Annotated in this window: 19 protein-coding genes; 13 read left to right on the plus strand and 6 right to left on the minus strand. The window is 66.0% G+C overall.

What is annotated here, in order from left to right; all coding sequences use genetic code 11:
- Nucleotides 1-18 precede the first annotated feature (18 nt).
- The 5 genes from phaP to AC07N6_RS15415 all read right to left on the minus strand — a co-directional run bounded on the left by phaP (nucleotide 19) and on the right by AC07N6_RS15415 (nucleotide 3,880).
- Nucleotides 19-588, minus strand: coding sequence for a TIGR01841 family phasin (gene phaP, locus AC07N6_RS15395; protein ID WP_494782291.1), 570 nt, complete (start codon nucleotides 586-588; stop codon nucleotides 19-21).
- Between the two features lie 244 nt (nucleotides 589-832).
- Nucleotides 833-2,059: a patatin-like phospholipase family protein gene (locus tag AC07N6_RS15400; protein WP_494782290.1), complete on the minus strand. Its 1,227-nt coding sequence runs from the start codon at nucleotides 2,057-2,059 to the stop codon at nucleotides 833-835.
- 157 nt (nucleotides 2,060-2,216) lie between these two features.
- The gene (locus AC07N6_RS15405; protein ID WP_050468602.1) at nucleotides 2,217-2,429 is read right to left on the minus strand and encodes a DUF3717 domain-containing protein; all 213 of its coding nucleotides are present in this window, start codon (nucleotides 2,427-2,429) and stop codon (nucleotides 2,217-2,219) included.
- A 71-nt stretch (nucleotides 2,430-2,500) separates the two neighbouring features.
- On the minus strand, nucleotides 2,501-2,653 hold the full coding sequence (locus tag AC07N6_RS15410) for a hypothetical protein (protein ID WP_494782289.1): 153 nt from the start codon (nucleotides 2,651-2,653) through the stop codon (nucleotides 2,501-2,503).
- 15 nt (nucleotides 2,654-2,668) lie between these two features.
- Entirely contained in the window at nucleotides 2,669-3,880 is a 1,212-nt protein-coding gene (locus tag AC07N6_RS15415; RefSeq protein ID WP_494782288.1) for an MFS transporter, read from the minus strand.
- Nucleotides 3,881-4,191: 311 nt separating this feature from the next.
- On the opposite strand from AC07N6_RS15415, the gene AC07N6_RS15420 reads away from it, so the two are divergent.
- The 11 genes from AC07N6_RS15420 (at nucleotide 4,192) to AC07N6_RS15470 (ending at nucleotide 18,265) form a co-directional block, all read left to right on the plus strand.
- Nucleotides 4,192-5,409: an MFS transporter gene (locus tag AC07N6_RS15420; RefSeq protein WP_494782287.1), complete on the plus strand. Its 1,218-nt coding sequence runs from the start codon at nucleotides 4,192-4,194 to the stop codon at nucleotides 5,407-5,409.
- A gap of 279 nt (nucleotides 5,410-5,688) precedes the next feature.
- Nucleotides 5,689-6,936 carry an SfnB family sulfur acquisition oxidoreductase gene (locus tag AC07N6_RS15425; RefSeq protein ID WP_494782286.1) on the plus strand — a complete coding sequence of 416 codons (1,248 nt, stop codon included), beginning with the start codon at nucleotides 5,689-5,691 and terminating at the stop codon, nucleotides 6,934-6,936.
- A 50-nt stretch (nucleotides 6,937-6,986) separates the two neighbouring features.
- Nucleotides 6,987-8,246 (plus strand): SfnB family sulfur acquisition oxidoreductase, encoded by a 1,260-nt coding sequence (locus AC07N6_RS15430; protein ID WP_494782285.1) that lies wholly within the window; start codon nucleotides 6,987-6,989, stop codon nucleotides 8,244-8,246.
- 178 nt (nucleotides 8,247-8,424) lie between these two features.
- Nucleotides 8,425-10,023, plus strand: coding sequence for an ABC transporter substrate-binding protein (locus AC07N6_RS15435; RefSeq protein ID WP_494782284.1), 1,599 nt, complete (start codon nucleotides 8,425-8,427; stop codon nucleotides 10,021-10,023).
- A 34-nt stretch (nucleotides 10,024-10,057) separates the two neighbouring features.
- A complete protein-coding gene (locus AC07N6_RS15440) occupies nucleotides 10,058-11,686 on the plus strand; it encodes an ABC transporter substrate-binding protein (protein ID WP_494782283.1) in 1,629 nt (542 codons plus the stop codon).
- Between the two features lie 18 nt (nucleotides 11,687-11,704).
- Nucleotides 11,705-12,754: an ABC transporter permease gene (locus AC07N6_RS15445; protein WP_494782282.1), complete on the plus strand. Its 1,050-nt coding sequence runs from the start codon at nucleotides 11,705-11,707 to the stop codon at nucleotides 12,752-12,754.
- A 10-nt stretch (nucleotides 12,755-12,764) separates the two neighbouring features.
- Complete coding sequence (locus AC07N6_RS15450) at nucleotides 12,765-13,652, plus strand: ABC transporter permease (protein ID WP_494782281.1); 888 nt, start codon at nucleotides 12,765-12,767, stop codon at nucleotides 13,650-13,652.
- 9 nt (nucleotides 13,653-13,661) lie between these two features.
- Nucleotides 13,662-14,213: a carboxymuconolactone decarboxylase family protein gene (locus AC07N6_RS15455; RefSeq protein WP_494782280.1), complete on the plus strand. Its 552-nt coding sequence runs from the start codon at nucleotides 13,662-13,664 to the stop codon at nucleotides 14,211-14,213.
- Between the two features lie 17 nt (nucleotides 14,214-14,230).
- Nucleotides 14,231-15,601, plus strand: coding sequence for an LLM class flavin-dependent oxidoreductase (locus AC07N6_RS15460; protein ID WP_494782279.1), 1,371 nt, complete (start codon nucleotides 14,231-14,233; stop codon nucleotides 15,599-15,601).
- Nucleotides 15,602-15,630: 29 nt separating this feature from the next.
- A complete protein-coding gene (locus tag AC07N6_RS15465; RefSeq protein ID WP_494782278.1) occupies nucleotides 15,631-17,334 on the plus strand; it encodes an ABC transporter ATP-binding protein in 1,704 nt (567 codons plus the stop codon).
- A gap of 103 nt (nucleotides 17,335-17,437) precedes the next feature.
- Nucleotides 17,438-18,265: a MetQ/NlpA family ABC transporter substrate-binding protein gene (locus AC07N6_RS15470; protein WP_494782277.1), complete on the plus strand. Its 828-nt coding sequence runs from the start codon at nucleotides 17,438-17,440 to the stop codon at nucleotides 18,263-18,265.
- Nucleotides 18,266-18,278: 13 nt separating this feature from the next.
- On the opposite strand, the gene cuyB is transcribed toward AC07N6_RS15470, so the two are convergent.
- Complete coding sequence (gene cuyB, locus AC07N6_RS15475) at nucleotides 18,279-19,733, minus strand: cysteate racemase (RefSeq protein ID WP_494782276.1); 1,455 nt, start codon at nucleotides 19,731-19,733, stop codon at nucleotides 18,279-18,281.
- Between the two features lie 343 nt (nucleotides 19,734-20,076).
- Here cuyB and AC07N6_RS15480 point away from each other — a divergent pair, with 343 nt between their 5' ends.
- Nucleotides 20,077-20,298, plus strand: a complete 222-nt coding sequence (locus AC07N6_RS15480; protein WP_494782275.1) for a tautomerase family protein — start codon at nucleotides 20,077-20,079, stop codon at nucleotides 20,296-20,298.
- Nucleotides 20,299-20,370: 72 nt separating this feature from the next.
- A complete protein-coding gene (locus AC07N6_RS15485) occupies nucleotides 20,371-20,607 on the plus strand; it encodes a tautomerase family protein (protein ID WP_494782274.1) in 237 nt (78 codons plus the stop codon).
- Nucleotides 20,608-20,677: the final 70 nt, after the last annotated feature.

The following is a 20,677-nucleotide window of genomic DNA, read 5'->3' on the forward strand; positions in this document are numbered from 1 at the left end:
GTGTTGCTTACCGGCCGGTTACTTCTTGGAGCGGGTAGTCGCAGCAGTTTTTTCCGCAACCGCGGTGAATTGCTTGGCGGCGTTGCTCAGGTTGGCTTCCAGCGTTTCGACGGCTTGCTTGGTGCTCTTGGTCAGCTGTTCGTAGCCGGCGTTGGCGTTGGTCAGGGTGGCCTTGAGCAGCGAAATCGCCTGTTCCGAACCCGGGGGCGCGTTCTTGCTGATTTCGTCGATCAGGGCGCCGACCTTGCGGCTGGTTTCGGCGACCTGGGCTTCGGCAGCCTTGGTGAATTCGGCTTGCGTGGCCGAAACGATGCCGGCCAGGTGGCGGCCGTAAGCGGCAGCCTTTTCAGCGCCCGGCTGGGCTTGCGCGGCAGCCAGCGCCAGCAGTTCCTGAGGATCCTTGGCGGCGGCCAACTGCTTGGCGGCGGCGGCGGATTCTTCCAGCGAAGCCTTGGCGGCGGACAGGTTCAGTTCAACAATCTTTTCCACGCCTTCGAAAGCCTTCGCGGTCAGGGTGTTGATCAGATCGAGCTGAGCCTGCAGGTTGGATTTGGTGGCGGCGGAAAACTGATCTTGGTACGAAAACATATTCATCTCCTTGATGTTAATGACGATTTGATGCACTCAACGAATAGCCGGAATGGATAAACAAACGGCCTTCCACAGCGGCTTTCGACCAGAATCAACCAACAATCATGATTTGTGCGCCGCAACAATTCCTATTTTATGCACTTCTTTGGGGAGGTCAAGTGAATTTTGTGCGACGCACAAAATAATTTGTAACTCCGTCGATAATATGCGACGTCCAATCCAGGCGCGGCTTTGCGGCCAATCAAGACGAACGTTCGGACACTTTTACGCCGGTTTCGCCAGCCGGAAGCTCATGCACCACAATGCCCGCCGCGGAAGACTCGAACGGACAGCCGGCGCTGACCTCGATACCGCGCAGGCCGTCCTGGTAACCCTGATCCCAGCGCCACAGCAGCGAGCCGCGCGCGAAATTGACATCCTTGGACGCCATGTTCCAGTCGCGCCCGGCATAGGGCAGGCGCACGATGTGGATGGTAGTGTCGGCGCCCAGCTCGGCCATCATCTTGCGGTCGGCGGCGGTGAGCATGGCGGCCGGCAGGCGCTGGTACAGGTCGTGCGCGGCGCGGCGCAACTGGTATTGCTTGAGATAGGCATCGATATGGCGTTGCGAGCGCGAGGCGAAGGTCACGTCCTTTTCGCGCGTCTGCACTTCTTCCAGCGTCTTGGGCTCGGGGCCGTCGGCATGCCACAGGTCGACCATCATGCACAGCGTATTCATGCGCGGCTCATCGTTGAGGACCGCTTCCAGCGGGGTGTTGGAATACAAGCCGCCATCCCAGTACAGCTCGCCGTCGATGCGCACCGGCGCGAAACCCGGCGGCAGCGCGCCGCTGGCCATGATGTGCTCGGGGCCGATGGGGCGGGTGGCGGAGTCGAACTTGACCAGCGTGCCGCACGTCACCTTGACGGCGCTGACCGTCATGCGCATGCCGGCCGCGCGGTTGAGGTAATCGAAGTCGACCAGCCGCGCCAGCGTCTCCCGCAGCTCGGCGGTGCTATAGAAGCTGGCGTCCTCGGCCGGCACCGGCAGGCCCAGGGCAAACGGGTTGAGCGGACGCGGCCGGAAGAAGCCCGGCGCGCCGCGCATGAAGGTATCGAGCGTGGTCAGCCGGGTGGACAGCAGGCGCAGGCTGTCGGGCAGGTGCTGCAGGTCGAACAGGTCGGGGTGGGCCACCGTCTCCCAGAATTCGCGCAGGCGCGCGATGCGCGTCTCGCGCGGGTTGCCGGCGATGATGGCGGCATTGATGGCGCCGATCGAGGTGCCGACCACCCAGTCCGGCGTCAGGCCGTTCTCATGCAAGGCCTGGTAGACCCCGGCCTGGTAGGCGCCCAGCGCGCCGCCGCCTTGCAGCACCAGCGCCACCCGGGGCTGGCCGGGCTCGGCCTTTTTGCGGGAACGCGCGGCGGGCCTGGCCGGCTCCGCCTTGCGGCGGCCGGCAGGGGCTGTCTGCTCGGGGATCTTGCGCATGTTCCTTCCTTTTAAAATATCTCAGGAAAAGATCGGGCGGAAATGGAAACGTTCAGTGGAGGTTGCGCGCCGCCAATCCGCCAGCGGGGTTCTAGCATAACGCGGTTACAGAGGGAGGATGTGCGGCGAGGCGAAAGAAAAATGGAGCAGAGCAAGTTCAGGCGCGCGTGCCCTGCCAGGACTCCACCAGCTGGCGCGCCTGGGTGCCCATTTCGTCCAGCGCCACTTCATGGCGGTGGTCGTAGATCATCATCGCGTACAGGTCGGCCAGCGCGTTCACCTCGGGCGACAGCGCGCATTCCTCGCCGGTGGCGGGGCGCTGCTGGCGCCAGTAGTTGATGGCTTGTTCGAGGTCGGTGAGCGAGAGCATGGCGTTTCTTGTTGGTGGTGACGGGCGGGAGCGGGTCGGCTCATTCTAGCGTAATTTGGTCGGACTACTGTCTAAAAACACAGGTAAATCCGGTTCGCCAGGTCGACGATGAATGCCGGTTGCAGATAGGCAAGAAATATCGCCGCCAGCACCCCGGCGCCGGCCAGCGCCAGCGCCAGGCGCCGCCAGCGTCCGGCGCGAGCATGCTCAGAGCGTCTGGCCACGGCAAAGTTCTCCACTCAGTTCACCGCCAGCGGGCGGGCAATCGCCTGTTCGCGCACCGGCAAGTTGATCAGCGTGGCGAAGATGCCCAGCGCCAGCGTGATGGCCCACACCGTGTCGTAGCTGCCCTCGCGGGTAAACAGCCAGCCGCCCAGCCAGACGCCCAGAAAGCTGCCGACCTGGTGCGAGAAGAACACGAAGCCCGACAGCATCGACAGGTGCTTCACGCCGAAAATGCCGGCCACGATGCCGTTGGTCAGCGGCACGGTCGACAGCCACAGGATTCCCATCGCCGCCGCGAAGATATACACCGACCAGGCCGACAGCGGCGCCGCCAGGAACAGCGCGATCGCCACCGTGCGCGAGAAATAGATGCCCGCCAGCAAAAAGCGCTTGGGCAGCAGGCCGCCCAGCTTGCCGGCGTAGTAAGAGCCGAAGATGTTGAACAGGCCGATCAGCGCCAGCGCCACCACCGCCACATTCGGATCCATGATGCCCTTGTCCTTCAGGTAGGAAGGCAGGTGGGCGCCGATGAACACCACCTGGAAGCCGCACACGAAATAGCCCGCCACCAGCAGCTGGAAGGGACGGTAGGCGAACGCCTCGCGCATCGCCTCGGCGATGCTTTGCTCTTGCGCCGCCTTTGCCAGCGGCGGCTCCCGCAGGCGCATCGCCATCGGCAGCATCGCCACCAGCACCAGCGCGGCCAGCCAGAAGAACGCCTGTTGCCAACCGGCCAGCGAGATCAGCTGCTGCTCCACCGGCATCATCATGAACTGGCCGAAGGAGCCGGCCGCGGAAGAAATGCCGAAGGCCCAGGAACGCTTTTCCGGCGGCGCGCTGCGGCCGACGATGCCGCTCACCGCGCCGAAGGCGGTACAAGCCAGCGCGGCGCCGATCAGCACCCCGGAGCCGACCACGAACAGCAGCGGTTGCGCCACCAGCGCCATCCACATCAGTCCCGCCGCGTACAGGAAGGCGCCCAGCACGATCACGCGCGCCGTGCCGAAACGGTCGCAGGCCATGCCGGCGAAGGGGCCGATGGCGCCCCACATCAGGTTTTGCATGGCGATGGCCAGCGAGAAGGTCTCGCGCGTCCAGCCATGCGCCTGCGACATCGGCTGCAGCCAGAAGCCCAGCCCATGACGCACGCCCATGGCCAGCGTGAGCACCACGCCGCTGGCCAGCAGCACGGTCTTGAAATCGGGGGCGCGGTCGGTTCGGAACATGTCTCTCTCTTCTTTCGGTGATGTTGTTGTTATGTGTGGCGTTGTGCCGGCAAGGCATGCGCGCATTTGCTTATGCGTTTTTTTTGTTGGTGCCGGTGGAGTTTACTGCAAAGCCGCTGCAAGCATCGGCACACGGCCTTCCGCGGCTTTTTCTCATGCTGTGCAAAAACGGCTGCGGTCTGCAGGAAATCAGCATCTGGGGTAAGGTGCGCGCATGGAATTGCTGCGGCACAGCATGGATTCGCCCCATGTCGGCCCGCACCGATCCGCATCAACCCGCGCCACATCCGCCACGCTATCCGGAGAAAAACATGCCCATCCCCTTATTTGCCCTGGCGCTATGCGCCTTCGCCATCGGCACCACCGAATTCGTCATCATGGGCCTGTTGCCCGAGATGGCCGCCGACCTGCAGGTCAATTTGCCCGCCGCCGGTTACCTGGTGAGCGGCTACGCGCTCGGCGTCACGGTCGGTGCGCCGATCCTGGCGGCCGTCACCAGCCGCATCCCGCCCAAGCGCGCGCTGGCCATGCTGATGCTGATCTTCATCGCCGGCAACTTGCTGTGTGCGCTGTCGGCCAACTACGGCATGTTGATGGTGGCGCGCGTGGTCACCTCGTTCGCCCACGGCTCGTTCTTCGGCCTGGGCGCGGTGGTCGCCACCAGCCTGGTCAGCAAGGAGAAGCAGGCCAGCGCCATCGCCCTCATGTTTACCGGCCTGACCCTGGCCAACGTGGTGGGCGTACCCGGCGGCACGCTGCTGGGCCAAAGCTTCGGCTGGCGCGCCACCTTCTTCGGCGTGACCGTGATCGGCCTGCTGTCGCTGGCGGCGATCATGGCTTTCCTGCCGTCCCGCATCCAGACATCCGACGGCACCGCCGAAGACAGCGCCGCCCTCTGGCGCAGCAAGCCGGTCTGGCTGGCCTTCGCCACCACGGTGGCATTCTCGGCCAGCACCTTCGCCGTGTTCACCTACATCGCCCCGATCCTGCGCGACGTCAGCGGCATCTCGCCGCGCGGCGTGGCCGGGGTGCTGCTGCTGATCGGCGTCGGGCTGGCGGTGGGCAACATCATCGGCGGCAAGCTGGCCGACCGCAGCGTGATGCTGGCGCTGCGCCTCAATTTCATCGTGCTGGGCGTGGTGCTGCTGGTCTTCATGTTCACCAGCCACGCGCCGGTTTCGGCCATCGTCACGGTCTTCCTGTGGGGCATGGCCGCCTTCGCCGCCGTGCCGGCATTGCAGATGAACGTGATGAACAAGGCCGCGATGGCGCCTATCCTGGCGTCCACCCTCAACATCGGCGCCTTCAACCTCGGCAACGCGCTGGGCGCCTTCGGCGGCGGCGCGGTGCTGACGCTGGGCTTCGGCCTGGCCGGCATCCCCCTGCTGGGCGCGGTGCTGGCGTTCGTCTCGCTGGGGCTGGCGTTGTTGGGCGCGGCGCTGGACCGCCGTGCGTCCAGGCCGGCCGACCATGCCTTGCATGACCAGGCCCGGCTGGCCAAGCAGGAAGAGGAAGTTTGCGCGGAATAAACGCACGCACATAAGCGCACGCACATTGCGGTGTCGATGGACATGCCGTCCGGCCAGCCGGGCGGCATTTTTTTTGCCTTTGTTTTACCTCCGCATTCAGGCCAGGCGTTCGCAACACACAGCGCATATGCATGTGCGAAAAATGCGGCATGCGAAATCCAAGCAAGCACATGCAAAATGCTTCGTTCTGCTCGACGCCGTGCTTTGCTTTAATGATCCTCCGCCTTGGTGCGCCCACATCGGGGCCGCGCCGGCCATCTCAGGAAGGATCATTGTTTCATGTCAGCGGCCATCGACGCCTTGCGCGCACCCAGCGTGCGGCGCCTCTCCCAACGCACCGCCCAGCGCATCGCTAGCCAGGCCCAGGCGCTGCAAGTCGCGCATGCGCTGGCGCAGGAATTCGCCCAGGGCGCAGCCGGGCGCGACCGCGAACGCCGCTTGCCGTTCGAGGAGATCGAGCGCTTCTCGCACAGCGGGCTGTGGGCCATTTCGGTGCCGCGCGCCTATGGCGGCATCGGCGCCTCGTGGGCTACGGTGGCCGAGGTCTTCAAGATCGTCTCCGCCGCCGACCCGTCGATCGGCCAGATTCCGCAAAACCATTTCGGCAACCTCAACGTCATCGCCAATGCCGGCAGCGAGGAGCAGAAACGCTTTTTCTTCGGCGAGGCCCTGGACGGCGCCCGCTTCGGCAACGCCGGGCCGGAACGCAACGGCAAGAACGTGCTCGACGTGCGTACCCGCGCCGTGCTTGACGACGAGGCCGGCGACGGCAGCTACCTGCTGACGGGCACGCGTTTTTATTCCACCGGCGCCTTGTATGCGCACTGGATTCCCAGCCGCGCCATCGACGACCGGGGCGATCCGCTGTTCGTCTACAACCGTGCCGACGCGCCGGGTTTGCGCGTGGTCGACGATTGGTCCAGCTTCGGCCAGCGCACCACCGCCAGCGGCAGCGTGGTGTTCGAGCGCGTGCGGGTGCCGGCATCGCAGGTGCTGCAGGTGAAGGATTTGCTCAAGCAACCCAACAACATCGGCCCGGTATCGCAACTGATCCAGGCCGCCATCGACGCCGGCATCGCCCATGCGGCGGTGCGCGACGCCATCGAATTCGTGACCACGCGCTCGCGCCCCTACGCCGACAGCGGCCTCGAGCATGCTTCTGACGATCCCTACATCATCCGCGACATCGGCAACCTGAAGCTGCGCCTGCACGCCAGCGACGCGCTGCTGGAACGCGCCGCCGGCGTGCTGGACGCCTTGCCCGAGGCCATCAGCTTCGAGCAGATGGCCGCAGCCTCGGTGGCCGTGGCCGAGGCCAAGGTGCTTTCCACCGAACTGGCGCTGCTGGCGTCCGAAAAATTGTTTGAACTGGCCGGCTCGGCTTCCACGCTGGCTGCCCACAATCTCGACCGCCACTGGCGCAATGCGCGCGTGCACACGCTGCACGACCCGGTGCGCTGGAAGTATCACGCGGTCGGCAACTACGCCCTGAACGGCACGCCGCCGCCGCGCCATTCGTGGAGCTGAAGCGCTCCGCCGTCACCAACCGCCCATTGACCATTGTCCGAAGAAACGCCATGACCCAGACCGCAGCCACCACTGCCACCGCGCTCGATTCCCTGCCGTCGTCCTCGGCTTCCGCCACCCCGCGCATCGTCGCCCGCATCCGCGACGACGCCGAGGCGCTGGCCGTGGCGCGCAAGCTGGCTGAAGACTTCGCGCGCGAGTCCGCCCTGCGCGACCGCGAGCGCAAGCTACCCTGGGACGAGCTGGAGCGCTACGTGCGTTCCGGCCTGTGGGGCATCACCGTGCCCAGGGAATACGGCGGCGCCGGCGTCTCCTACGGCACGCTGGCCGAAGTGATCGCCACCATCTCCTCGGGCGACGGCTCCATCGGCCAGATCCCGCAGAACCATTTCTATGCGGTCGAGCTGATCCGCGTCAACGGCAACGAATCGCAGAAGCGCTTCTTCTTCGAACGCGTGCTGCAAGGCGACCGCTTCGGCAACGCGCTGGCCGAGCTGGGCACCAAGACTTCGCACGACCGCAAGACCAGCCTCACGCGCGATCCGAACGGCCCCGGCTACCGTATCAACGGCCGCAAGTTCTACGCCACCGGCGCGCTGTATGCCGACTGGGTGCCGACCTCGGTGATCGACGAGGCCGGCGTACAGCAGCTGGCCATCGTGCCGCGCCACGCGCCGGGCCTGACCATCATCGACGACTGGTCCGGTTTCGGCCAGCGCACCACCGGCAGCGGCAGCGCCGTGTTCGACAACGTACAGGTGCCGGCCGATGCCGTGATCGGCTTCGCCTCCGCCTTCACCCGTCCGACCCAGATCGGCCCGATGGCGCAGATCCAGCACGCCGCCATCGACCTGGGCATCGCGCGCGCCGCCTACCGCGACCTGATCGCCTTCGTGCAGACGCGTTCGCGCCCCTGGATCGACAGCGGCGTCGAACGCGCCGGCGACGATCCGTTGACCATCCGCGAAGTGGGCGACCTGACCATCCAGCTGCATGCCGCCGAAGCGCTGGTGCAGCGCGCCGGGCACAAGGTGGATGCGGCCGCCGCCGCGCCCACCGAAGACAGCGTGGCCGAAGCCTCCATTGCCGTGGCCGAAGCGCGCGTGCTGACCACCGAAGTCTCGCTGGCGGCCGGCAGCAAGCTGTTCGAACTGGCCGGATCGCAATCGACGCTGGCCGAACACAACTTCGATCGCCACTGGCGCAATGCCCGCACCCACACGTTGCACGACCCGGTGCGCTGGAAGTACCACGCCATCGGCAATTTCTACCTGAACGGCAAGAAGCCGCCACGTCACGGCGCGCTGTGAGAGACGCCACGCCGATCGTCGGCGGCCGGCGGCGATGTTGCCGCTGAGCTGCTGAAGCCGACCCCGCGGCGCATCCGCGCCGTTTCATCACACAGGTCATGGTCGCCCGGGAAGGGCGGCCGTGCCGGCGCCTGCGCGCCCGCTGGCCATCACGACATCACGAGGAAACAAGAACAACATGCTGAGCCGCATCACCAACAAAACCGCCGCACGACTGGCGCTGTCGGCGCTGGCCATGGTCGGCGTCCATGCCGGCGCCGCCGAAGGCACGCCCAAATCCGGCGGCACGCTGCTGGCCATCGTCCAGCCCGAACCGGTGACGCTGACCGGCGCCGTCAACACCGCGCAGCCGACCTCGCTGATCGCCACCAACGTCTACGACGGCCTGCTCAGCTACGACAGCGAACTGAAGCCGCACGGCCAGCTGGCCGAACGCTGGGAAGTCTCCAGGGATGGCCTGGCGATCACCTTCCACCTGCGTCGCGGCGTGAAGTGGCACGACGGCAAGCCGTTCACCTCGGCCGATGTGAAATGGTCGGTGGAGAACGTGTGGAAAACGCTGCACCCGCGCAACAAGGCGATCCTGGTCAACCTCACGCAGGTCGACACGCCGGACGAACTGACCGCGGTGTTCCGTTTCACCAAGCCTTCGCTGGCGCTGCTGTCCACGCTCAATTCGTGGGGCGCGCCGGTGCTGCCCAAGCACTTGTATGAAGGCAGCGACGTGCTGAACAACCCGAACAACAACAAGCCGGTCGGCACCGGCGCCTTCATCTTCAAGGAGTGGAGCCGCGGCAGCCACATCACGCTGGAGCGCAATCCGGATTACTGGGACAAAGGCAAGCCTTACCTCGACAAGATCGTCTTCAAGGTCGTGCCTGACGCCGCCGCGCGCGCCGCGCTGCTGGAAAACGGCGAGGCGCAGTACGCCGTGTTCAGCCCGGTGCCGCCCAAGGAGGCGCAGCGCCTGGCGAGTTCCGGCAAGGTGAAGGTCGAGACCGGCGGCTACCAGTGGTCGTCGCCGGTGATGTACCTCGACTTCAACCTCGACAACAAATACCTCAAGGATGTGCGCGTGCGCCGCGCCATTGCCTACGCCGCCAACCTGGATGGCCTGAACAAGGTAGTCTGGTACGGCTACGGCAAGCCGGCGCTATCCATCGTGCCGACTACGCTGTCGCAGTTCTTCGACGGCAGCGTGCCGCGCTACGCGTACGACACGAAAAAGGCGGAAGCCTTGCTGGACGAGGCCGGCTTCAAGCGTGGCCCGGACGGCGTGCGCTTCGCCATCAACAATGATTACCTGCCCTATGGCGACGATTACCGCCGCACCGCCGAATACCTGAAGCAATCCCTGAAACGGGTAGGCATCGACGTCAATATCCGCAGCCAGGACACCGCCGCCTTCACCAAGCGCGTCTACGGCGAGCGCGACTTCGACACCTCGATCTCGTGGAACGCCTCCTTCCCCGATCCGCAGATCGGCCTGACGCGCATGTACTGGTCGGGCTGGGTCGGCAAGAACGTGCCGTGGACCAATGCCTCCGGCTACAAGAACGCCGAGGTCGACCAGATCATCGAGCAGACCCAGGGCGCGGCCACCCAGGCCGAGCGCGTGGCGCTGTTCAAGCGCTTCCAGCAGATCACGCAAAGCGAACTGCCGACGTTGCCGCTGCTGGAGCTGCATTTCTTCACCATCCATTCGCCGCGCCTGCATGGCATCGCCGGGCAGGGCGACCAGTCGCAGGGTTCGCTCAAGAACGCCTGGCTGGACTGAGCGGCAACGACTAACGACATCAGAGGGAACGACCATGTCCAACCGCATCAAACTGCGCACGCTGCTGGCCGGGGCCGCATTGGCACTGGCCGGCGCCGGCGCCCAGGCCGCCGCGCCCACGCCGGGCGGCACGCTGACCGCCATCCTGCAGCCGGAACCGGTGATCCTGACCTCGGCGCTCAACACCGCGGCGCCGACCGGCTTCTTCAGCGCCAACGTGTTCGACGGCCTGGTGGAATACGACAACGATTTCAAGTTGCGTCCGGCGCTGGCCGAACGCTGGGAAGTCTCCAAGGACAGCAAGACGCTGACCTTCCACCTGCGCCACGGCGTGAAGTGGCACGACGGCAAGCCGTTCACCTCGGCCGATGTGAAGTGGACGCTGGAGAACGTGTGGAAGAAGATCCACCCGCGCAACCAGATCCTGTTCGGCAAGGTCATCGCCACCGACACGCCCGACGACTACACGGTGGTGATCCGCTTCAGCGAACCTTCGCTGGCGGTGCTGAGTTCGCTCAACAGCAACGGCGCCCAGGTGCTGCCCAGGCATCTCTACGAAGGCACCGACATCCTGAACAACCCGTACAACAACAAGCCGGTCGGCACCGGCCCGTTCGTGTTCAAGGAATGGAGCCGCGGCAACTACATCACGCTGGAGCGCAATCCGGATTACTGGGATCGCGGCAAGCCTTACCTCGACAAGATCGTCTTCAAGATCGTGCCTGACGCCGGCGCCCGCGCCGCCTCGCTGGAAAAGGGCGAGGCGCAGTACGCGCCGTTCTCCCCGGTGCCGCTCAAGGATGCCGAGCGCCTGGCCAAGCTGCCGTCGCTGAAACTGGAGACGCGCGGTTACGACTGGATCTCGCCGTGGCTGTTCGTCGACATCAACACCGACAAGCCTTATTTCAAGGACGTGCGCGTGCGCCAGGCGCTGGCGTATGCGATCGACCGCAATGCCTTCAACAAGGTGGTGTGGTACGGCTTCGGCAAGCCGGCCGACAGCCCCGTGGTGTCGACCTTGAAGCAGTTCCACGCCGAGGGCCTGCCGCAATACGGCTACGACCCGAAGCAGGCCGAGGCGCTGCTGGATGAGGCCGGCCTCAAGCGCGGCGCCGACGGCACCCGCCTGCGCATCAACCTCGACTACCTGCCTTACGGCGACGACTTCAAGCGCAGCGGCGAATTCATCCGCGGCGCGTTGAAGCGCGTGGGCATCGAGGTCAACGTGCGCGCGCAGGATACGCCGACCTATACCAAGCGCGTCTACGGCGACCGCGATTTCGACCTGTCGGTGGTGTGGTTCGCCGGTTTCGCCGATCCGCTGGTGGGCGTCACGCGCGCCTACTGGAGCGATTCGGTGGGCAAGAATATCCCGTGGACCAACGCTTCCGGCTACCGGAGCGTCGAGGCCGACAAGCTGATCGAGCAGGCCCAGGGTTCGCCCAGCCAGGCCGAGCGCGTGGCGTTGTTCAAGAAATTCCAGCAGCGTGTGCAGGCGGACTTGCCATCGATCCCGTTGCTGGAACTGCATTTCTTCACGGTGCAATCCGCCAGCCTGAAGGACACGGTGTCCGGCGTCGACCAGATCTACAGCTCGCTGAAGAATGCCTGGTTCGACAGCGGCGCCAAGGTGGCCGCCAACGCGGCCGCGCCGCAACGCTGAGCGGATCGGAGGCCGCCCATGAGTACCCCGCACAGCGCATCGGTTGAGCCGGCAGTTGTCGCCCGCAGCGCACCTGAACTGCTTGGCGCACCGCGCGCCTTCGCCCGCAAGGCCCTGCGTCGCCTGCTGCAATTGGCGGCGGTGGTGCTGGGCGTGGCGGTGATCAATTTCTTCCTGCTGCGGCTGGCCCCCGGCGATGCCGCACAAGTGCTGGCCGGCGAAGCCGGCGCCGCCACGCCTGAATACATGGCGGCGCTGCGCGCGCAATTCGGGCTGGACCAGCCGCTGTCGGTCCAGTTCGGCAAGTACCTGCTGCACCTGGCGCAGTTCGACCTCGGTTATTCCTTCCGCCACGGCATGCCGGTGGCGCAACTGATCGGCCAGCGCGTGCCGGCCACGCTGCTGCTGATGGGCGCGGCCATCCTGTTCGCGGTGGTGGCCGGCGCCGCGCTCGGCACGCTGGCGGCCTATCGCGCCGGCAGGCTGGCCGATGTGCTGGTGTCGACGCTGGCGTTGCTGTTCTTCGCCACGCCGCTGTTCTGGATCGGGCTGATGCTGGTGGTGGTGTTCTCGGTCTGGCTGGACTGGCTGCCGGTGGGCGGCATGTTCACCGTCGAGGCCGGCTATACCGGCCTGGCCCATGTGCTCGATGTGGCGCGCCACCTGGTGCTGCCGGCGGTCACGCTGGGCCTGTTCTACATGGCGGTTTACACGCGCCTGATGCGCGCCACCATGATCGAGGTGCGGCGCCAGGATTTCGTGCGCACCGCTGTGGCCAAGGGCGCGCGCGCCCCGCGCGTGCTGTTCGCGCATGTGCTGCGCAACGCCTTGCTGCCGCTGGTGACCATGCTGGGCGTGCAGGCCAGCTCCATCGTCGGCGGCGCGGTGCTGGTGGAGACCGTGTTTTCCTGGCCCGGACTCGGCCGCCTGGCCTTCGAGGCGCTGTTCCAGCGCGACTTCAACCTGTTGCTCGGCATCCTGCTGTGCAGCTCGGTGGTGGTGATCCTGGTCAACTGGATCGTCGACGCCGTCTATGTGCGGCTGGATCCGCGCATCCGCCTGCAATGAGGAGCATGGCATGAGCAAATTCGTCACCAACGTGGCCGTGCCGGCGGCAACGCTGGCATCGGCGGCGCCGCGCGGCTGGTGGGCACGCCTGTTGCGCTCGCCTTCGGCGCTGGCCGGCAGCCTCTTGTTGCTGGCGGTGCTGGCCATGGCGGTCTTGGCCGGCTGGCTGTTCCCGGGCGATCCGCTGGACATGGTGGCCGAACCCTTCCTGCCTCCCTTCGCCGATGCCGGCCATGTGCTGGGCACCGACATGATGGGGCGCGACATGCTGGCCGGCATTTTCCACGGCGCGCGCGCTTCGCTGCTGATCGCGCTGGTGTCGACCGCGCTCGCGCTGCTGCTGGGCGTGTCCGGCGGCTTGCTGGCCGGCTACTACGGCGGCCGCGCCGACGCGCTGCTGATGCGGGTGACCGAATTCTTCCAGACCATCCCGTCCTTCCTGTTCGCCCTGGCCATCGTGGCGGTGGTGCAGCCTACGCTGTTGACTATCGCGCTGGCCATCGGCGTGACCGCCTGGCCGAGCCTGGCGCGGCTGGTGCGCGCCGAAGTGCTCAAGCTGCGCCATGGCGAGATGGTGCAGGCCAGCGTGGCGCTGGGCGCTTCCGACGCGCGCATCATCCTGCGCGACATCCTGCCCAACGCATTGACCCCGATCCTGGTGTCGACCTCGCTGATGGTCGCCACCTCCATCCTCACCGAATCCAGCCTGGCCTTCCTCGGCCTGGGCGACCCCAACGCCGCCAGTTGGGGAAACATGGTCGGCGCCGGCCGCGAAGTGCTGCGCACCGACTGGACCATCGCCACCATTCCCGGCATCGCCATCGTCATCACGGTGCTGGCCCTCAATCTTTTAGGCGACGGGTTGGCCGACGTGCTCGACCCGCGCCACAGAAAATAGGAGAAACACATGGCACGCGTATCCACGCTCCTGTCCAGCCAGCTGCAACCGGGCCCGGCCCGCGCCATCTTCGAGAAGGTGGAAAACGAATACGGCCACTTCGGCAACATGCTGGGCGTGCTGGCCCACAAGCCGGCCTCGATCGAACACCTCTATGGCCTGCTGCTGGGCTTCGCCGCCGAGGGCAATATTTCGAAGCTGCACCTGGAGATCGTGCTGGTCACCGCTTCCAGGGCCAACGAATGCAGCTACTGCGTTTCGCACCACGCGCCCAAGCTGCGCGCCGAGCATGTCGCGGCGGAGACGGTGGAGCGCATCCTCGACCCCGACGTGCCCGGCCTGGGCCCGCTGGAAAAGTTGGTGCGCGACTACGCGCTGGCCGTCACCCGCCAGCGCGTAGGCGACAGCCTGGTGGCGCGCCTGCGCGAGCACTTCAACGAATCGCAGATCGTCGAGCTGACCCTGCGCGCCGCGCTGTGCGCATTCTTCGCGCGCTTCAACGAGGCGCTCGACGTGCAGCTGGAGCCGCAATACGCGGCTGCGGCTGCCCAGGCCGCCTGAGCGGCAGGAGAGGGAATATGAGCAAGAAGGAAATCCGGCTCAACGCATTCAACATGAACTGCGTGAACCACATCAACCACGGCCTGTGGACGCACCCGCGCGACCGCTCGCAGGACTACACCGACATCGGCTACTGGACGCACCTGGCGCAACTGCTGGAGCGCGGCAAGTTCGACGGCCTGTTCCTGGCCGACATCGTCGGCGTCTACGATGTCTACCAGCAGTCGGTCGACATCACGCTGCGCGAATCGATCCAGTTGCCGGTGAACGATCCGCTGCTGCTGATCTCGGCCATGGCGGCGGTGACCGAACACCTCGGCTTCGGCATCACCGCCAACCTGAGCTACGAGGCGCCGTTCCTGTTCGCGCGCCGCATGTCCACGCTCGACCATCTCACCAAGGGACGGGTCGGCTGGAACATCGTCACCGGCTACCTCGACAGCGCCGCGCGCGCCATGGGCCTGACCGAGCAGCTGGAACACGACCAGCGCTACGACCGCGCCGACGAGTTCATGGAAGTGGTCTACAAGCTGTGGGAAGGCAGCTGGGAAGACGGCGCCGTGGTGCGCGACCGCGCCAACCGCGTCTATGCCGACCCGTCCAGGGTGCACAAGATCAGGCACAGCGGCGACTACTACCGCGTCGAGGGCATCCACCTGTCGGAGCCGTCGCGCCAGCGCACGCCGGTGCTGTACCAGGCCGGTTCGTCGGGACGCGGCCAGGCCTTCGGCGCGCGCCATGCCGAGTGCGTGTTCATCTCCAGCCAGACGCGCGATGCCGCTCGCAAGCTGGTGCAGGGCATCCGCGAGGGCGCCGCGCGCGAAGGGCGCAACCCGGACGACGTCAAGATCTTCATGGGCCTGACCGTGATCACCGCCGCCACCGAACAGGCCGCGCGCGACAAGTACCGCGAATACGCCAGCTATGCCAGTCCGGAAGCCGGGCTGGCGCATTTCTCGGCCGGCACTGGCATCGACTTCTCGCAATATGAACTGGACGAGCCGATCCGCGCGGCCAAGACCAATTCCATCGAATCGCTGGTCAAGACCGTGACCAACCCCGAACTCAACTGGACCAAGCGCAAGCTGCTGCAACAGCTTGAACTGGGCGGGCGCTACGCCACCGTGGTCGGCTCGCCGACCCAGGTGGCCGATGAGCTGGAAGCCTGGGTGGGCGATACCGGGGTCGACGGTTTCAACCTCACGCGCACGGTCACACCCGAGAGCTTCGAGGATTTCGTCGACCTGGTGATCCCGGTGCTGCAGGAGCGCGGTTCCTACAAGCGCGACTACGCCGCCGGTACGCTGCGCGAGAAACTGTTCCGCGGCGGGCCGACCTTGCCGGCGCACCATGTCGGCGCCGGCTACCGTACCGGTGTGACCGCCTGAAAGCGCGTTGCGCCAACGAGGAGAATGCCATGCCCTTGCTCGACATCCGCGACCTGAAAGTTTCCTTCCCCGGCCACGATGCCGTGCGCGGCCTCGACCTGGCCATCGCGCCCGGCGAGATGGTGGCGCTGGTGGGCGAATCCGGCTGCGGCAAGTCCACCACCGCCTTGTCGTTGCTGCGGCTGCTGGACGGCAGCGCGCGCGTGTCGGGGCAGATCCGCTTCGAGGGGCGCGACCTGCTGGCGCTGCCCGAGGCCGAACTGGCGGCGCTGCGCGGCAATGCCATCTCGATGATCTTCCAGGAGCCGATGACCTCGCTCAACCCGGTGCTGTCCATCGGCGCGCAGGTGATCGAGGCGATCCGCCTGCACCAGGCGCTCGATGGCGCGGCCGCCCGCCGACGCGCCATCGAGTTGCTGGAACTGGTGCGCATTGCCGATGCGCCGCGCCGCATCGACGACTTTCCGCACCAGCTTTCCGGCGGCCAGCGCCAGCGCGTGATGATCGCCATGGCGGTCGCCAACCGGCCGCGCCTGCTGGTGGCCGACGAGCCGACCACGGCGCTGGACGTGACCATCCAGGCGCAGATCCTGGAACTGCTGGACCAGTTGCGGCGCGAACTGGGCATGGCGGTGTTGCTGATCACGCACGATCTGGGCGTGGTGGAGCAATGGGCCGACCGCGTGGCCGTGATGTACGGCGGCCTGAAGGTGGAAGAGGCCGCCAATGCCGAACTGTTTGCGCGGCCGCGGCATGCCTATACGCGCGGCTTGCTGGGCGCTTCGCTGCGCATGGAGCAAGACCTGCATTACCGCCGCGCGCGCCTGCCGGAAATTCGCAGCAGCATCGGCGCCGATGGCCAGCGCGAGTTCACGCTCAGCGCGCGTGAACTCGCCCAGCCGTTCGCCGTAGCGCCCACGCATGAGTCCGCCGCGCCGCTGCTGTCGGTGCAGGATCTGCACGTGCGCTACGACACCGGCAAAGGCCCGGTGCATGCGGTGCGCGGCGTGTCCTTCGACATCGCCGCCGGCGAGACGGTCGGGCTGGTGGGCGAATCGGGCTGCGGCAAGTCGACGCTGTCGCGCGCCATCGTGCGCCTGACCGATGCCGCCGCCGGGCGCATCGTGCTGGACGGGACCGACCTCGCGCAGCTTGGGCGCGCGCCCCTGCGCCCCTGGCGCAAGCGGGTGCAGATGGTGTTCCAGGATCCCTACGCCTCGCTCAACCCGCGCCACACGGTGGCGCAAATCCTCGACGCCGCATTGGTGATCCACGGGGTGCAGGAGCGCCAGGAACGGCATCGCCGCATCGCACAGATGGTCGACCTGGTCGGCCTGCCCAAGGGCGCGCTGGAGCGTTACGCGCACCAGTTCTCGGGCGGCCAGCGCCAGCGCATCGGCATCGCGCGCGCACTGGTGCTCAAGCCCGCGCTGGTGATCTGCGACGAGCCGGTATCGGCGCTGGACGTGTCAGTGCAGGCGCAGATACTGAACCTGCTGGTCGACCTCAGGCGCGAGTTCAACCTGGCCTACCTGTTCATCTCGCACGACCTGTCGGTGGTGCGCTACATCGCCGACCGCGTGCTGGTGATGAACGGCGGGCGCATCGTCGAGCAAGGCGGCCACGACGCGATCTGGCAGGCGCCGCAGCATGCCTATACCCGTGCGCTGATCGCGGCGGCGCCGGGCGTTGCGGCATCGCGGGCGCCGCAGGCGGAGCTGCTGCGCGCTTAGAACAGGTTCTTAGTCGCTGCGCACATAAACAAGCGGGAAAAGATTCGTTCCACTGCCACGGGGCCGTCGCTACATTGGCTGTTTTTCTTGCCGAGGACGAAGGATGAAACACGCAGTGGCGACATGGATCAGGGCAGTGGCGGGGACCGCATTGGCGGCGGCATTGGCGCTGCATGCGCCGGCCCAGGCGCAGGATAAAGTGCTGAAGGTCGGCGTGACCAGCGGCCCGCATGCGCAGATCTTCGAAGCGGTCAAGCGCGTGTTCGAGCGCGACAATCCGGGTTACAAGATCAGGATCATCGAATTCAACGACTACATCCAGCCCAATGCGGCGCTCGATGCCGGCGAACTCGACGCCAACAGCTACCAGCACCGTCCGTTCCTGAATGCGCAGATCAAGGCGCGCGGCTACAAGCTGTATGCCGAGGGCAAGACCATGATCGGGCCGATGGCGGTCTATTCCAAGAAGTACCGCAAGCTGGAAGACATTCCCGCCGGCGCCAAGATCGGCATCCCCAACGACCCGGCCAATGAAAGCCGCGTGCTGCTGCTGTTGCAAAAGCATGGCGCGCTCAAGCTGCGCGCCGGCATCGATGCCCTGACCGGCACCAATGCCACGCCTATCGACATCGTCGAGAATCCGAAGAAGTGGAAGTTCATCGAAATCGATGCGGGACAATTGCCGCGCACGCTGGATGACCTCGATGCCTCCGCGATCAACGCCGACTTCGCCGCCAAGGCCGGTTTGAACCCCGCCAGGGACAGCCTGGTGGTGGAGAACGGAGACAGCCCTTATGCCTGCCTGATCGCCGTGCGCGAGAAGGACAAGGCGCAGCCCTGGTTGCCCAGGCTGGTGCAGGCCTACCAGTCGGATGAAGTGAAGCGGTTCATCGAAACCGAATTCAAGGGCGGCATCCTGGCCGCCTGGTAATGCCGATTTCGCTTTATTCCGCTGCTGTCCCCGCATCCGCCACGCAGCGCCGCGCCAGCGTATCGGTGGGATCCACCAGGACGACGGTCTTGCCGCTGCCGTGTTCCAGTTGCGGGTACGGCAGCAGCAGCGGCAGTTCGGTGCAACCTAAAATGACCACGTCGGCGCCTTGCCGCACCAGGTCATCCAGGCCGGCGCGGATGTCGTCCTGGCACTGGCCTTCGGTATAACCGGCCTTCACTCCTTCGCGGCCGTAGATGGCGTTCATCACGCGCTCTTGCATGGCCGGCGAGGGCACCAGCTGCTCCAGTCCCTGTTCTTCCAGCGCACGGCGGTAGACGCCGCTGCCGACCGTGCCCGAGGTCGCCAGCAGGCCGACCTGCTTCAGCTCAGGAAAACGCGCGCGGATGCTTTCCACCGTCACCGTCAGCATGTTGACGATGGGGATGGAGAGGCTGGACTGGATGCGTTCGACATAGGCGTGCGCGGTGTTGCAGGGAATCGCGATGAGGTCGGCGCCGCCTTCCTCCAGTTTCTTGCAGGTGGCGTACAGCGCGATGGTCGGGTCCGGCCCCTGGCCGACCAGATTCTCGGTGCGGTCGGGGATCTGCGGGTTCTGTTCCACATGCACCTTGATATGGTCCTGGTCGCGTTCGGCCGGCGTGTTGCGCACGATCTTTTGCATGAAATCTACCGTGGCCGCCGGCCCCACGCCACCCACCACCCCGATCTTGAACGGCTTGGCCGACGCCTGGCGCCGGCCATCGGCCACGCATTGCGCGTAGACCTGGTTGGCATCGACGATCGGCACCGGCAGCGTGCCGATGGCATGCGCTACCAGCGCCACTTCGGTGAGGCCGGGCAGGATCAGGTCCGCGCCTTGCGCCACCAGATCCTGCGCCGCCTCAGTCAGCAACTGCAACGGCTTGCCGGTGAGCGAACCCCGCTTGATGCCGCCTTCGCCATAGACCGCCTCGGTCACCGCATCGCGGCCCTGCGGCATGCGGGGATAGATCACATCGAAGGCCGGGGCGGGAAAGTAGCGTTCGAACAGGCCGCTGGCGCGCGTGTAGTCCGAGGTCAGCACGCCGATGCGGGCGGCCTGCGGGTGGACGCGGCGCAGATGGCTGCGCAGCGCCTCCATCAGGTCGACGATGGGCAGCGTGGTGTTGGCCTTGAGTTCGTCGAGGAAGGTGTGGCTGAGGAAGCAGGGCAGCACCACCGCGCCGACGCCGCGCCGTTCGAAATCGCGGATCATGTCGAACACATACAGCTTGCGCTCGGTGGTGGCGGCGCTGGTCGAGCCGCTGCCGTGGAACGGATGCTGCTCGAACACCACATCGGCCTGTTCGATATTGCCGCGCGCCGCCATGGCCTTCATCAGCTTGAAGAAAACGTCGGCACTGGCCAGCGGGCCGAGCCCGCCGATGATGCCGAACGAGCGGGTGCCTTCGATGAGGGGAGCCATGGTGTTTCCTTTGCGGTAGTGGGCCGGAGATGTGATCCGATACCGGCCAGTATGCGCTCCGGGACGGGCGGCGTTCATGCTTAGCATGCATGATGGGGCGGCGCCGATGGCGGCAGGCTTTTGCGCCTTGCAGCCCATCCTGATATGGCATTCGATCAACTCCCGGCGAGATCATCAACAGGTTCTTATGCAGATAAGGCATAAAGGGTAAAACGGGTTCCCCATCCGCTCGGCTTATCGCCTCCATGCATTGCATGAATTTGATTTATCCCCTGTCCCCACCTACCATCTCAGCACGTCTTTGCCCATGTTTCCTTTGCGGGAAACGTCCATTCCAGCCGTCATGCCCAATATCGAAATGTTCGTCGTCGAAGGCTATACCGACCAGCAGAAGGAAGCGCTGGTCGCCGCCTTGACCAATGCCACCGTCGACGCCATCGGCGCGCCCATCGACTCGATACGCGTGTGGCTGACCGAGGTGCCGGCCAGGCAGTTCGGCATCGCCGGCAAGTCGGTGGCGGCCTGGCAGGCGGCGGCCGGAGATGCCGCGGACAAAACCGGATAAGCGGGCCGTCGGCGAACCGGGCGAGACCGGCCGCGAGGCGTGGCGCCATTCAGGGGAAGTGAGAGGAAGTACATGTCCATCATCCAGGTTTTTTTTATCGCCGGCCGTACCGACGAGCAGAAGGCGCGCCTGATCGGCGCGCTGACGGACGCCGCCGTGAACACGCTGGGCATCGACCGCGCCGAAGTGCGCGTCATCCTCAAGGACGTTCCCAACACCGAATATGGCATCGCCGGCAAGACGGCGAAATCGCTGGGCCGCGGCGTCGACCGCCATGGTCGCGCGCCTGATCCGTCTGATGCCGCCTGACGGCAGGTGACGCCGGCGGCGCCGGTTTTTCCCATTGGCGCTATCGGCCCGGCAAGCGTCGGGGCCGGCA

The sequence above is a fragment of the Herbaspirillum sp. GW821-FHT09A12 genome, assembly GCF_059418325.1.